The organism is Zarconia sp. (assembly GCF_057467645.1).
Genome location: NZ_JBRJXU010000080.1, coordinates 15,525 through 30,059 on the forward strand (window position 1 = coordinate 15,525; position 14,535 = coordinate 30,059).

Annotated in this window: 8 protein-coding genes and 1 riboswitch; all 8 genes read right to left on the bottom strand. The window is 50.2% G+C overall.

Annotation, left to right across the window (positions count from 1 at the left end):
- Positions 1–76 precede the first annotated feature (76 nt).
- Positions 77–1,243, bottom strand: a complete 1,167-nt coding sequence (locus AC2215_RS11935; RefSeq protein ID WP_486810224.1) for an anhydro-N-acetylmuramic acid kinase — start codon at positions 1,241–1,243, stop codon at positions 77–79.
- A 205-nt stretch (positions 1,244–1,448) separates the two neighbouring features.
- Positions 1,449–2,474, bottom strand: coding sequence for a chlorophyll synthase ChlG (chlG, locus tag AC2215_RS11940; protein WP_486810225.1), 1,026 nt, complete (start codon positions 2,472–2,474; stop codon positions 1,449–1,451).
- A gap of 851 nt (positions 2,475–3,325) precedes the next feature.
- Complete coding sequence (locus AC2215_RS11945; protein WP_486810226.1) at positions 3,326–3,508, bottom strand: DUF4278 domain-containing protein; 183 nt, start codon at positions 3,506–3,508, stop codon at positions 3,326–3,328.
- A 40-nt stretch (positions 3,509–3,548) separates the two neighbouring features.
- Positions 3,549–3,608, bottom strand: a riboswitch (Glutamine riboswitch).
- 470 nt (positions 3,609–4,078) lie between these two features.
- Positions 4,079–6,283 (bottom strand): tetratricopeptide repeat protein, encoded by a 2,205-nt coding sequence (locus tag AC2215_RS11950; protein WP_486810227.1) that lies wholly within the window; start codon positions 6,281–6,283, stop codon positions 4,079–4,081.
- A gap of 24 nt (positions 6,284–6,307) precedes the next feature.
- Positions 6,308–7,873 (bottom strand): sulfotransferase family 2 domain-containing protein, encoded by a 1,566-nt coding sequence (locus tag AC2215_RS11955; protein ID WP_486810228.1) that lies wholly within the window; start codon positions 7,871–7,873, stop codon positions 6,308–6,310.
- A 264-nt stretch (positions 7,874–8,137) separates the two neighbouring features.
- Positions 8,138–11,182, bottom strand: coding sequence for a glycosyltransferase (locus AC2215_RS11960; protein ID WP_486810229.1), 3,045 nt, complete (start codon positions 11,180–11,182; stop codon positions 8,138–8,140).
- Positions 11,179–11,586, bottom strand: coding sequence for a four helix bundle protein (locus AC2215_RS11965; protein ID WP_486810230.1), 408 nt, complete (start codon positions 11,584–11,586; stop codon positions 11,179–11,181). Before AC2215_RS11965 ends, AC2215_RS11960 begins: the two co-directional genes overlap by 4 nt.
- A gap of 23 nt (positions 11,587–11,609) precedes the next feature.
- Positions 11,610–14,180, bottom strand: a complete 2,571-nt coding sequence (locus tag AC2215_RS11970; RefSeq protein ID WP_486810231.1) for a DUF6212 domain-containing protein — start codon at positions 14,178–14,180, stop codon at positions 11,610–11,612.
- Positions 14,181–14,535 lie beyond the last annotated feature (355 nt).

A 14,535-nucleotide genomic window follows, 5' to 3' on the forward strand; every position in this document is an offset into this window, starting at 1 on the left:
CTTGAGCCGAAGATTGAAGCCCAGTGAAATCTAAATTTCCCTTCAAACTTCACGTCGATCGAATCAACACCTACAGTTAATATTCTATGCCACCGGGCGATCGCTCCGCTACCGAGGCAATTTCGCCGAGTAAGACGGGAGAAATCGCCCCCGTGACGGAGGGTAAATTTCCCGGAATGCCCAGGGTGCGCCAATAGGCGAGGATGGCAAAGGCGATCGCTTCTTTAAAATCGCTACTGATTCCCATTTCGTCGATGGTGAGGACTTGGGTTGAGTCGAGGTGTAATTGCAATCGCCCTTTTATGTAATGGTTTTTCGCGCCGCCACCGCACAGCAAAACCCGATCGGGCATTTGCGGTAGCTGGCGGTAACTCTCGGCGATGGTGGTGACGGTTAGTTCTGTAAGGGTCGCCAAAATATCCGCATCACTCAGGTTGCGCGTTTCCATCTGGGGCAGACATTCCTCAAAAAAGGTCTTGCCGAACATCTCCCGTCCGGTGGATTTGGGGGGACTTTGGGCAAAAAAGGGGTGTTTTAACCATTCTCGAACGAGTTCCAAACAGGGGGTTCCCGATGCTGCCCAGGTTCCGTTGCGATCGAAGGTTTGCGCCCCCTTACTCAGATGTACCACCGCTAAATCAATGAGGGCATTGCCGGGGCCGGTATCCCAACCGAGTACCTTTTGGCGAAAGGAGGGGTCTGATGTGGGGGGAATATAGGTGAGGTTGCCGATGCCGCCAATATTTTGGACGCAGGTATGGCGATCTCGATGGGCAAATAGGCAGACATCCACCGGCGGAACCAGCGGCGCACCCTGCCCCCCAGCGGCAATATCCGCCGCCCGAAAATTACTGATGGTGGGGAGTCCGGTGAGGTGAGAGATCGTGCTTCCCCGCCCCAGTTGGAGGCTGTAACCGAGGCTTGAAGGTGAAGGGGGACGGTGGAAGACTGTTTGCCCGTGGGAACCGATCAGTTCGGCGGCGGGTCGATCGATTTGAATGGAAATCGCCGCCTGGGAAAATTCGCGGGCGATCGCATCATCGAGGTGGGTGAGGGCTTCCATCGACAGCGCCTCCCCCGCACACACCCGCAGAATTTGCGATCGCATCTCGGCCGGATAGGGATAGGTTTCCCCCGCCAGCAGTTGGACGTGCAAATCCTCCTGCGTCCCGGTAATTTCCACCAAAGCCGCATCGATACCATCGACAGACGTACCGCTAATTAACCCGATCGTGCATATCATATCTGGACTGGAGAGTTTTTTGGGCAGGGGGGCAGGGGAGGCTTCGGGGGCTTCGGGGGCACAGGAAGAATCGACAGTGGGAGCATCTTGCTCCCGTTGCCCCCTGCTCTCATTTCCTCCGTTTCCCCCAATTCTCCCATTTCCGAATTCCGCATTCCGAATTCGTTCCCCCCCTTTCCGAATTCCGAACTCCGAATTCAAAAACTTACATTCCCGCATGACCGATCGCCAAACCGGTGACGAGCATTCCCAAGACCAGAAACGGCTGAGCGCTGGCTTGATATTTCACATCGTTTTTGAGAGGATCGCGCAAGAAGTACATATCTTGGAACGTGATTTGCGGAATTACGAACAAGACTAGAATCGCCGCGTATAGATTTTGGTGGATGCTGACGAGATAGCCCGCGACCCCTACTTGGAAAACATCGATGGCGATAACGCAAATCCAGGCAGCAGTCGTCACACCAAACATCACCGGTAGGGATTTTAAGCCCAACTGCCGATCGCCTTCAACGCTTTTAAAATCGTTGACGATCGCAATTCCCAGACCCGCGAGGCTGTAGAACAGGGTAAGGACGACGATGGTGGCATTGAGTTCGCCAAACAGGGCGTGACCCGTCGACCAGGGTAAGGTAATATAACTCGCACCCAGGGCGTAGTTCCCCAACCAGCCGTTTTGTTTGAGCTTCAGGGGTGGCGCGGAGTAGATGTAGGCGAGAAACGAACCGATAACGGCGATCGTGGTGATGGTGGGGAAATCGTGACCGGCCCATCGATCGAGTCCGTAGGCGATCGCGAGACCGGCAATGAGTAATACCCAAATTTGGGTAACGACTTGGGGGATGGAAATTGCCCCCGAGGGAATCGGGCGATAGGGTTCGTTAATCGCATCGATTTCGCGATCGTAAAAGTCATTTAGGGTTTGGGTATACCCGGTCATCAACGGACCTGAGAGCAGCATACAGGCAGCGGCAATCAGCACGTTTTCGAAATTCCAAACATAATGACCTGAAGAAGCCGCACCGCACACCACACCCCAAATCAGGGGAATCCAGGTGATGGGCTTCATCAGTTGCAAGCGAATTTTCCAGACGTTGGTTTCCCCAGAGACAGCCCCTTTCATCCCCAGGAGTTGCCGGGTTTTGGCGCTGCTATCTGCTTCGGCTTCTGGGGGTTGGGAAATAGGTGGGGAGGTTTCGGACGTAGACTCCGGTGTGGGTAGATCGGACATATGGGATATTTTTCAATCGAGACAGATAACAAACCAGCCCGCCCGATGGCGTTCGCGCGGGGCATCTCGATCGATAATACCAAGGTGCGATCGATTCTCGATCTCTTTTAAGATAAAAGACTATTGAATTGATTTGAAAACCCAGCACTCTCTAAACAGAGGTTCGGACGTCATATATGAAACGAGTTTTTTCGTCTCAATAGCTTCTTGAAATGTTCGTTTCTCAGCACATTCTACGGGTTTATTTTGTTTTTTAAGGTTCGCTTCAATTCGTCGTGCGCGTGAGTAAGTAGAAATCTATAAACTTTAGCCATACAATAAATACAATTCGATTAAAAATTAAATACCAGGAATCAAAATTTTATAATCATCAAATATACGTTTTTGTCTAAACTTAGTATTAAGTATTAATTCTTAATGTGTATAAAATTAATAAATTATATACATGAGCCTGTACAACGAAATGGATTTCTATCCATAAAATTTTAGAATTTCCCAACTCGATCGAATTCTCCCGAATCAGTCTCCTATCTCTTTGAACGAACTGATTTGAAGATATCGCTCATTTTAGAAAAATTGAATATCACTCGCGCGCACGACCAATTATGGATTCGCATCGATCGAGCTCGATCGATCGGGTATCGAAGTGCGATCGCGATCGAACTGTCGAGAGAATTTTGATGTGTCGTCAATCCCCCCGATCTCCTGCGAGTTCGGCATTGTTGGAGTGACAGGCTCGATTCAGGCGATCGTCCCCAAAAGAAAACCTCTCTGACTTTTTCTCAGAGAGGCTGTTTTATTACCAAGGAGATATAAATCTCACTTGACGCTTAATCTAATTTTAGCGACTTTTAACGGTAGCTCGTTCCCCGGTACTTCAAGTCGATGGGAGATAGCACTCGGGTTTCGATCGAACGGTGCAGGGGTACGTTCACGCCGCGATATTTACCCATTTCGGTGCCGCTTTCGGCAGGATTGCCTGGGGTAACGCGGGGGTTGGAGTGGTAGTGAGTACCGCGATATGTGAGTTGCATGGTTAACGCCTCCTATCAAAAGTTGTGACGATGGATTTGAGGCGCGTTCCTTCGGGAGAACTCTCCTTACTTCCGTCTCTCGCTTTGAGAGATGAACGATTGATTTCTATACTTCGAGAATAGACAATCTTTTTGAAGGTGTGTGCGATCGCGATCGCCGACATCAAGCCAATGTGATGCTAACAGACCCTGCAACAATGCCATTTTAATGTAAGGCTGAATTCTTCGATCGCGATCGTCCCAGGCTCTTCAACGGTTTCTTTCCCAAAGCGATGGCAGTCTACGAAGAATGAGAATGCAAAGCATGGCATCCCGAGGGAGAAACGCCGGATTTGGCTTGGCGCGCTCGCCTTGCTGCCGAGTTCGATTTGTGCCGCTTGCACCGACTTTAGGAAAGTCAAGCAATATTTCCGAAGGTTAAGCCGCAACTGACGCAAGCGTGCAAGAAGTTAGCCGAACGCAAGGAAACTTTAAAACAAACTCAATGGAATGGGGAACTTTCAAGCAGGAACGGCTCGATGTACGATTATAAATTGAAGGGTTGAAGAAGCAGCAGGACATCTCATCACCCTAATCCCAATCGAATTTCCGATCTAAAATTTCTTCGAGTCTCTGGTTGTGGGGTCGGAAGAAATCTGTTAGGATTTGGCGGGTTTCGTCATCCATGGGAGGATAAGAGCCAGCATTAGAAGCTCGATAGTATGCTCTCTCGATATTAGAAACTCCTAAAAACTCGTACACCTGCGCCATCACTTGAGACGGCTGGCGAAAGAGGGTTTCGCTTTGGATAATGAGGAATTGTTCCCGAGGAAATAGGCGCAACCATCGCTCGATTTTGTAGGTGTACAGACTCGTAATCGCAAATCCGACTAAATCTTCAAGTTCGGCGGTGGACGAGCGTTCGACTGTTTGGATTTCGTCGCGAACGATCGTTGCAAAGGTTTCCTCCGGGGTACGACCTACTTTGCAATGTTGATAGTATTCGGAATAAGCACGATCGACGGGATTTCTCAGGAGAAGAACGAGCTTCATATTTGGGAAGCTTTCAAATAAATGGCGATCGGTATCGTTGATGTGAAAATAACCGGGAGATGCTTCACCGGTGATAAATTCCGGTCGATCGCATATCGGGGGGAAATGCGCCAGATACCAATCTAAACCCAGATCGAAGTTACGACTAAAAAACTGTAATTCTTTTTTAAACGACAGGAGAATTTGAGGATGGGATTTGAGATAAGCGTGTAAAGAACTCGTGCCACATTTGGTCGCACCGATGATGAGAAAATTAGGTGGACTTGGGGGTGAGGCGAGCCAATCTCGCTTTTTTATTTTCAGGTTCGATCGCTTCAGATAATAGTAGCAACTTTGGCGGTAGCAATCGATCGCCTCGTCAATCTTACCCTGTTTGGTGAGAGCATCCGCTAAGTTTTCCCAAACGGGAGCATATCTAGGTTTGGTTTGCAGAACTTGCCGATATAAGGCAATGGCTCGATCGACACTTTCGGTATTTGGCGTATATTGCAACGCTGTATAAGCGCGTTTTGCGGTGGGTTCGAGTTCGATGGCGCGATGGTAGCAATCGAGTGCTTCTGAAGTCAGACCCTGGTATCTCAAAGCATGACCTAAATCGACATACAGTTCTGCTGAATCGGGGTTTGTGCGAATGGCTTGACGGTATGACTCCACCGCTTGAGAGTACTGACTTTGTGCGACAAGCAGTTGTGCTAAATCGCGATCGGCTTCCCAAAAATCTGGTTGCAGTTCCGTAGTGCGACGTAAGGCGGCAATGGCGCGTTCCTTCTGTCCGAGTTTCTCGTATACCGTTGCCAAACTCCGATGCAGTTGGGCAATATCCGGTTGCAGTTCGATGGCTTTGAGGTAAGAGCGACGCGCCGATTTGAGTTTGCCAATTTCTAAGAAAATATCGGCTTGGGTTTGGTGTGTTTCCCAGGAGATTTCAGCAGGTTGCTGTGGGATAAATTTAGACTCAGAAGGTGAGATTTCGGTCTTTTTCGGTTTATCTGCGGGTAACTCTAGAGAGTAGTTAAAGTTGAGGAAGTCTTCTCGATAAATTTCTCGAACGAGGTCGATCGCTTCGGGTGTATAGAATTGGCTTAATTGAGAGCTAGCATGGGTCGCATGAGGTGCTCTTTTCTGGATAAGAATTGTGGGTATCGCCGTGGCTGCCTGGGAAAAAATTTTTTGTATAACTTCCTCAAAATCCCCCTTAAAGTTTTCCAGATGACCGACAAATTGATAGTCAATGTGCGACCAAAAGAGAAGATCGGTTTGGGGTCTCCAGTGTAGATTCATCTCTAAGGAAGACTGACCTCGAATTTGTCTTAAAAACTGGATAAAGGAGAGTGATTCGGTTTCCCGATCTTCTAGTTCTGTAAGACACTTTTTTCGAGTTCTAGAATACAATAAGATCTTATTTAAAAATGCAGACAAAACTCGAGTATATGGGTTTCGAACCAAGCAAAATTTAAAAATCTTTGAATCCTCGAGTAAATCGAAGAGTTTTTCGTATCCAATGTCCGAGGCTGAAAGTAATAGAGAACTTCGTTTATCATGAATATATCGTTGTTCCTTCAGAGGAAAATTTAGAGACTGTGCTTCGATTTGGTATAAATTGGCTTTAATCGTCGAGCAAGCGGCTTTGGGAACTTGAATGTAAATATAAGAGTGTTGTCGAGAAATATGAATAGCGCGATCGAGTTGCAGTTCGGGTAACTGGTTAAAAATCGTGGTAAGCTTATCTCTGGAAACAACCATATTTTTATTGATTCTAGTTTCGCTTTAGGTGAGGTCAGGTAATTCCAGAGAGTAGTTGAAACTTTCAAAATCTGCTTGATAAATTTCTTGCACTAAGTCTTGAGTTCTAGTATTGTAAAATTTTTCTATTTTTTTAGATGCTTTGGTTGCATGATTTGTCCGATTTTCAATTTTAAATTCTTCAGATTCGTTGGCATAAATATTTTTTAATATCAGATTGAAGTTTCCGGCGAAGTCCTCAAATCGACCCACAAAGTCATAATTCACGACTCCCCAAAATAATTGATGGGTTTGAGGTCGCCAATGGGGATTCATTTCGTACGGGTTTTGAGTTTTGACAAATTCTAAAAATTGCTCGAAGGTGATTTTGTCAGAAACATCGCAATTTAAGGCTTTAGCAACTTCTTCTTTTTGCTGACTTTTCCAGGTCATCTTATCTAAAAAAGCTGACAAAATGCGAGTATAGGGGTTGCGAACTAAGCAAAACTTGAAAATATTCGGATCGTCAAGCATGTGACGAAATTTTTCAAGTCCCACGTGAGATGGAGATAGAAGTGGTGATTGTCCTTTATGATGAATTTTTCGGTCTTCGGTTAAGGTGATTCCCGAACGTTTAGCTTCGAGACTTTGTAGGGTTGCTTTAATCGTGGAACAAGCGACTTTTGGGACTTGGAAGTAGATATACGAACTCTCGATAGAAATATTAATCGTTCGCTCGAATGCCGGTTTTGGCATATAGTTTAAGAAAGATTCGATATATTGACGATCTGGATTCATATTGATAGTATTTTGCGCTAGTATAGATGTTTTATCTAGATTCGAACGTGACGGTGTTAGAACTTTCGGTTCGTAACCAAAGTTGGCAAAATCGTCAGCATAAATTGTCTGCGCGATTTCTTGAATTTCCCCAGTATAAAATTTTTCCAGCTTTAAGTTTGCATGGGTTGCATGATTAATTTTATACTCTAAGATATCGTTATATTTATTTTCTGCAATTTGTGGATATATTTTTTTGAGAATCAGCCTAAATTCTTCATTAAAATTTTCAAACTTAGCCACTCGATCGTATTTAACCCAATCCCACAAAACTTGTTGAGTTTGCACTCGCCAGTGCTTATTCATATCTCTGGCAGGCATTGGTTCAATTTCACGAACGAACTCTAAAAACGTAACGTCTCGATCGATATCGAAGCTCAATCCCAGACTGTCTTGAAAATTCGCTCGATACCAACGTCGTTTAACTTTATCTAAGAAACCCGATAATAATCGAGTATAGGGGTTGCGGACGAAGCAAAACTTAAAAACGCGATCGTCTTCTAGCATCGCTAAAAATCGATCGAAACCAATATCCCTTGGAGATAAAAGCAACGATTGCGTTTTATCGTGAATTTTTCGAGTTTCCGGTAAATTGATTTGAGCGGTTTCAGCTTCAAGGTTTTGCAACGTGGCTTTAATTGTCGAACAAGCAACTTTAGGATTTGCAAAATAAATATAGTGATTCTGAACTGAAATATGAATGCTGTCCTCAAACTCCTGTTGGGGCATACATCGCTCGAAATCTTGAAGGCTAGGTTTGTTCTGACTTATCATATCGAGATTGAACGATAGTGCTTTTTTTAAGGTAAAAATAAATCGGAGTCGATGGAAAATTTTTCTGGCAGCGATGGCACGTTTACACGAGTTATTGAATGGCTGACCCGATCCATGGACTTAACCACGCTTCGGTGCAACTTTAGTTAAAGCCATATGGCAAGCGAGCAGACTTATCCCCCGTTCCCCATTCCCCGTTCCCCATTCCCTTCGTGTTGTTAGGTTTTGGATCGACAAGTTGCACATGGCGTTAACCCTTAAAGTTTATTGTTCGTAATTAAGACGAGTAGCGATTATTTCGACAATCTCCCACAGCCGATCGCCCACTTGGTCGAGATTCTGCTTCACGCACTTCGAACGCGGACTATCCTGAGTTCGCCAGACCTTTTTCTCCAACACATCTTTAACGTTCTCGGGACAACAAACTCCCATAAAATTGAAGACTCTATCGCTAAACTGAGTCCGAAAATCTTCGTAGCGCAACCTAATAAATCGATCGGGAAAACGTTCCACGTAGTCGAGTAAAATTTGATTTTGCTCCGACCATTTACTGAGGTAGTTCTCGGCGAGGTTGACCAGTTGCGTCACCCCGCGTTCTGACGGGTTTTTCAACAATCGATCGACCAAATCTTCATTCCACGCCGTTATCATACTGACCACCGTATCCCAAGGATGGCGAGTCACCACCACGTTGCGCGACTCGGGAAACAGTTCTAGCAGCATATCGATGGTGCGATCGTCGCCGTCTACACCGTAGCGAATTTCTTTAAACCCCCAACAGGTAATCTCCTCCGGCAGGCGATCGCAAAATAGCGATTCAATTTGCCCGCGAAACGACGCTTTCAAGAAATCCCGATCGAAATGATTCATCCAGGAAATATTCGTCTGGGCGATTTTCTCCTTATCCATCACCCGGTGGGTGGCAAATCTGCCGGGGCGATCGAACACCGCAGCCTTCAAATTTGGGCTGTTGCACACTTCAAAATACCCTTGGGCCACCCCCCGTAAAAAGCCCTCGTGTTCCCCCCAAATCACCGTTTCTGGGGAGGCGTTCAGCAACCGTTGCGCCAGGGTACTGCCGCAGCGTCCGGTACTCAGAAGAAACGTTACTTTGCGTTTGCCCGCCCGTTTAATTGTATTGCCCCCCGCACTTTGTTGTGGCTGGGATGGGGCAGATTGTGCCGGTTCCTCTTTCTTCGCCATCAAGGCATCCAGGCGATCGAACAAACCCCCATTTGCCTTCACCCAATCGGTTTGGGAACCGCTAAAATCGGGAATTGGCGTTCGTTTCGCCTCGGGAATCCCCATCCCGTGACACCACCGGGCGATCGACTCCGATACTGGAATCACCAAATTGTAAGCGTGCTCGTATCCCAAAGTCAGGGCGTGATAATCGTCAGTGCGACCCCACGGCTGCGGTGGCTTCTCCCCAACCAGGGCAAGGGTTTCCACCCCCGATCGCCGCAACAACCCCATCACCCCGTGGGCGGCATCGCTACCGAGATTGACGATCGCATCCAACCAACACAGCAAACCCACCCCCACTCGATGCTTGATGGGGCGCACCATCCACTCTTTCAAGGAACCGCCCATATAGGTCGAATCTCGATCGAGATCCAGCATCGGATCGTCGTAGAAATTGATGGTTTCTACGGTATCTTTCCAAGCGGGTAATTTCGTCAATCGATCGCCGAACACAAACAAATGCACCTGCCAGCCATCGGCTTTGAAGAGGGTCGCCAAATTTAGGGCCATCTCCCCAGACTCTCCCGAACTCGGCAGAATCAACCCCAGTTGCCGCCGACTCGGTGGGGGGACGATCGGGTAAATTGCTTTAGATTCGAGAATCGATCGGGGGTCTTCAAAGGTGCGATGGCGCGGGGGCATATGTTCGGCGCGCCAGTTCCAAGATTTTTCCTTCCCCAGGCTTTTCCTCAGGTTCGCCACTGTGTGGAGAAGCCCCTCCATCGCCCCCCCGGTTTCGATCGGTCCTTTCGTAAAACGGGGAACGTTCAGGCGCAGGTGGTAGAGTTGCGGCAGGGGGTGGGGCGTTTGCAAGCTAGCCAGCCATTCGGGGGTGGTATCGGTGAGGCAGTCGTCGAGGGTTTCCACCGTTACCATCAGTAAATGGTCGGTTAGATCGGATGCTGTCGAGGTGTTTACCCGGACTTCCAGTTCGCCGGGAGAGGCTTCCGGGGCGATCGTTAACTGGGCGAAGTGGGCGATCGTTTCGGGATTTTTGTCCCCACTCAATGCCATTTCCAAATGCCAGAAGAGCGATCGCACCAGTCTCCGACGCTGGAGAAATCGCAGAACCGGACGGCTCAGAAAGGCGACGAAGGGGGGTCGGTGGTAGCGGGCCCCAATCGATCGGGCGCGATGGTAGTGTTGTTGGTATTCGTCGAAAGTAATTTCCGGTTCTTCGAGATCGGGATCGGTGGTGAGAACAACTCGTCCCACATCAATCAAAACGATGGCGTAGCGGGGGGCTTCCGTCTGTTCCCAACCCAACAGCGTCCGGGGTTTAAACAGGGCGGGGTGTTTATCGCGCATGTAGTGGAGGATGGCTTCCCCGTCCCGATCGGAATTTTTCACCATACTTTCGGGACGGCGACGATACCCAAAGCCGAATTCGGGCAAATGCCGGCCGCGAAATCCCGCTTCCACCGCTTGCCACCAAAATTCCCAATCCTCGTACCCCAACTTCATCGACTCGTCGTAGCGACATCCCGCTTCAAAGACCGCCCGACGCACCAAACTCCCGGCCTCGCAGATATTGCGCCTCAGATGTCGCAATACGGAGTAGTCACCGCCGTAGTCGCCGTTCCAGTCGCAGCCGAACATATCGATCGAGGGATACACCCAGCCCACCTCCTCGGGATTTTCCAGTAAGACTCGGAAGGTGCGATCGAGGGTAGCGCGGGAAATGCGATTGTCTGCATCGAGGAAATAAATCGCTTCCACCGTCGGCCAGGTGGCGAGGGCAAAATCGATGCCGGTGTTGCGGGCCGCACTCAATCCGCCGTTGGGACGGTGTAAATAGACAATTCGATTGGGGTGGGCGCGGGCAAACTCCCGACAGAGGCGATCGGTTTCCGGAAACGGACAGCCATCATTCACCAAAACGATCGCCGTGGCAAATTCCGTCTCCTGTTCCAGGGCACACCGAATCGCTTCCCCCGCCAGGACGCTGTGTTTGTACACCGGAATGACGATCGCGATTTGGGGAGTGAGGGGGAGACGCGGGGACGCGGGGATGGGGGGACGCGGGGACGGGGAATCGGAAAAGGAGGAGGTTAGTGCGTTCACGATTTCTTGTTACCAATTGAGGTAGGGTACTTGATGGTCCATTTTTCTGGCTGTGAAGCCATTTTGACCAATTGGGCTAATATCTCTTCTAGCTTCCGATCGAGAGATTCGGCTTCTTGTGGAGTTAAATACCCGCACCGACGCGCAATTTCGACCCACGTCTGAGTTTCGGCCGCCTCACTTTCGCAATCGGAGAGTTTACTAATAAATGCTGCGGGATATCTCCGTTTTCGCCAAGCTTCTGCCAAATTCGCTGCCACAGAACGCGACGAACGTCTTATCTGGTCTGTCAAAGAAAAACGTTCTTCGACAGGAAAAGACTTCGTTCGCTCAAAAATTGTCATTGTCACATTCATCGCATTCTGCCAGACTCTCAATTCTTTAAAAGAACGAATATTCACCATACAACTCTCTCCCCCTCCCCACATCACCGCGTCCCCGCGTCTGTTCCCTCCAACTCCAACCGCACATCCACCCACCGCGCCCAAGCTTTGTGAGTCGATCCCCCTTTGGGAAGGCGAGTTGCCAGAACCAGATGGTAATCGGCGTCGGCAGGGGTCTCGAGTTTGACGTTAATCTCCTTGGGAGTACAGGGTTTAAGCCGCTGCCAGCCGGAAAAGCCCAATGCCGCGCCATCTTCGGTTATCCCCTGACGGGCACTGAGATCGTCGTCATTTGCCACAACGGCGATCGCATATTCGATTTCCGTGGCTTCGGCATTTTCCGTGCAAACCCGCGTCTTGACCTTCACCACCCCCTGACGTACCGCCCCCGGCAGGATGGCGACGGTTTCCCCTTGGGGCATGGGAAAGACTTCGATCGTCTCGCGATCGTTGAGCTGCTTCACCCGTGGCGAGGGAGGCGGAACCTCTCGCAACTCGACCGTTTCGGGAAGCGTCAGGCGGGGTGAGGTGGGGCGGGGCGTATCGGGAAAGAGAGGCTGGATATCCGTCCATCGCGCCCAGGCTTTTTTGGAGACGCCTTCGGTAACCCGAGTGGAGAGAACCAGGTGATAATCCCGATCTGCCGGGGTATCGAGTTGAACGGCTATTTCCTGGGGAGTATAGGGTTCGACGCACTGCCAGCCGGAGAAGTTCGTTTCTTCGTCGATGGCTTTGCGGGCGCTGATGTCGTCGTCCGCCGCCACAACGGCGATCGCGTATTCGACAGGCACAGCTTCTTGATTTTCCGTACAGACCTGCGTCCAAACTCCTGTCGCCCCCTGGGGAATGGCATGGGGGAGAATGGCGACGGTATTCGTCCAGACCATCGGCCAAACTTCGATCTTGGAGTTGTTATTGACGAATTTCACCCGGTTGGAAGGGGGCAAGGCTTCCCGCAGCTTGGCGATATCTGCCCGACTCAGGGGTGCGGTTTCTGGGGCGATCGCATCTCGAGGATGGAGGACGCGGGGATAGTCGGCAATCTGAGTATTTCCGGAGGCCTTACTTGGGGCGGGAGTCGGGGTTTGGGTTTCGGGATGGGGGAGATCGCCGATGGTGAAGCGGTGCCAAGTCGCCCGGGCATGTTCTGGAGAACTGCCGGAGGGAACTCGGGTGGCGATGGCGAGGTGGGCGAAGTCGGCAGCCGGGTACGTCATGCCAATTTGGTGGGGTTCGTTGGGTTTTATGGGAACCCATCCGGAAAATGCCAGTGCCCCCTCCCCGTTCTCGAAGCAGGGAATGGGGTCACAACCTTCGGCAATGACAGCCATGGCATATTCGACGATATCGGCTTCGGGATCTTCGGTGGCGACGGTTGCCCGAACGGTCGTTGCCTCCGGCGAGATGCAGAAGGGCAGCATGGCAATGGTGGGGGTTTGCGATCGCGCTTTGGTGAGGATTTTACCGCCATCTTCGAGAATTTGAATCGCCTCGTCGGAGTTGGGGGTAATTTCTAATACTCTGGAAGTAACGCCACTGCCCAAAATTCCCCCAGACTGGGGGGAATCGGAGTGGGGACTCATCACCCGGCGGGTACCGGGTAAGCCCTGCCACAGGCGAAATGCAAGACCGCGATCGCTCTTTTGATTTACGAAGGTGGCCCGAAATTCCGGCAGGGGTTGGGGTTCCCCCAAAGATAAAACCGGGGCGGAACCGGCTTGCGTCTTCCACTCCAGGCACAACTCCACATCGCGGGGGTGACTCATATCCACGGTGGGTAAGTCTAAGCCGAACCACCCCGGCAGCAGATGGGTGTAGGGGATTTGCCAGCTTGCCAACCGGGTGCGATCGTCGGTGGTTTCCAGGGTCACTCGCAGAATCCCCTGGCTGCTGCGATCGATGGTTGCGACGTACAAGTCCAGGGCTGCTAACCCCCTCGAGGAGACGGGCAACAGTTGAGTGAGTTGAGTGAGGACGCCTGTCTCTGGGGTGGTAACAGATGCGGGAGGGTTTTCAAAGGCCAGTTCCAGGGGAGGAAGCTGGGCTGTCGAGAGAAATGCTTCAATGCCAGCCACGGCATTTTGCATTGTTTCGTGGCGGGTTCTCAGTTCCAGGTACTGCTGCTGTAGGGTGCTCAACCGGGTGGCGAGGCTGAGTGTCTCCCTGGCAAGGCGATGGGCGATTTGCTGCCAGAACTGCGCCCGTCCCGCTTCGAGATCGTCTCCCAATTCGAGGAAGATCGCCTCGGGAATCGAATCTTCACCGCCTCGATCGCGCCACCACGCGATCGACGAGGCAAGCTGTTGCCGTCCGGCATCGGAAAGGACCAAAAATCCCAGGCAAAACGCCGGCGGTTGGTGAAGTTCCACCATCTCGGCATCGTCGCTTTCGTCACTTTCTCCTAGGGGGGCGATCGTTCCCCACGGGCGGGAATTATCCGGTGAAAATTCGTAAACCGCCAATCCCGTCAGGGGTTCGAGGGATGCAAGCCGTTCGCGATCGCACTGGGCGACGATAATCTTATTTTCCGAGGAATAGAGGTTTCCCAAACACCTCCGACTCGCAAATAGTTTTAATGGGGAGATAACAGCCGAGGCAAGGGTTTCGGTCTCCATGGGGAACGGCATACTCTAAATTTACATAAAACCTGATATCGCTCCGTACAATGGAACGAATTTATCGATTCAAGATGTCTCGGGATGCACCGATTTTTCAGATTTTCGATCTCTGTAGGCGATCGAATCCGACGCGACCGGATTTAACGTTTGTTGGTTGGCATCGAGCTGCTAGAATCTCTCCCCAAAATATTTAGATTTGCGAGCGTCAATTATTATTTGGGTGACTAGTACGCTCTTCTGGGAAGAACAGGAATTAGAGCGATCGTTCGACTGGGGTTGACTTCGAGCTCGGTCGAAATTTTATCGCCTCAAAATTAACCTGAATCCCCTGATTTCTCTTGAAACCTTACCG

Excerpts from the sequence above, each read along its gene's own strand:
- AC2215_RS11935 (WP_486810224.1), bottom strand. The coding sequence starts at position 1,243 with ATGATATGCACGATCGGGTTAATTAGCGGTACGTCTGTCGATGGTATC.
- chlG (WP_486810225.1), bottom strand. The coding sequence starts at position 2,474 with ATGTCCGATCTACCCACACCGGAGTCTACGTCCGAAACCTCCCCACCT.
- AC2215_RS11945 (WP_486810226.1), bottom strand. The coding sequence starts at position 3,508 with ATGCAACTCACATATCGCGGTACTCACTACCACTCCAACCCCCGCGTT.
- AC2215_RS11950 (WP_486810227.1), bottom strand. The coding sequence starts at position 6,283 with ATGGTTGTTTCCAGAGATAAGCTTACCACGATTTTTAACCAGTTACCC.
- AC2215_RS11955 (WP_486810228.1), bottom strand. The coding sequence starts at position 7,873 with ATGATAAGTCAGAACAAACCTAGCCTTCAAGATTTCGAGCGATGTATG.
- AC2215_RS11965 (WP_486810230.1), bottom strand. The coding sequence starts at position 11,586 with ATGGTGAATATTCGTTCTTTTAAAGAATTGAGAGTCTGGCAGAATGCG.
- AC2215_RS11970 (WP_486810231.1), bottom strand. The coding sequence starts at position 14,180 with ATGGAGACCGAAACCCTTGCCTCGGCTGTTATCTCCCCATTAAAACTA.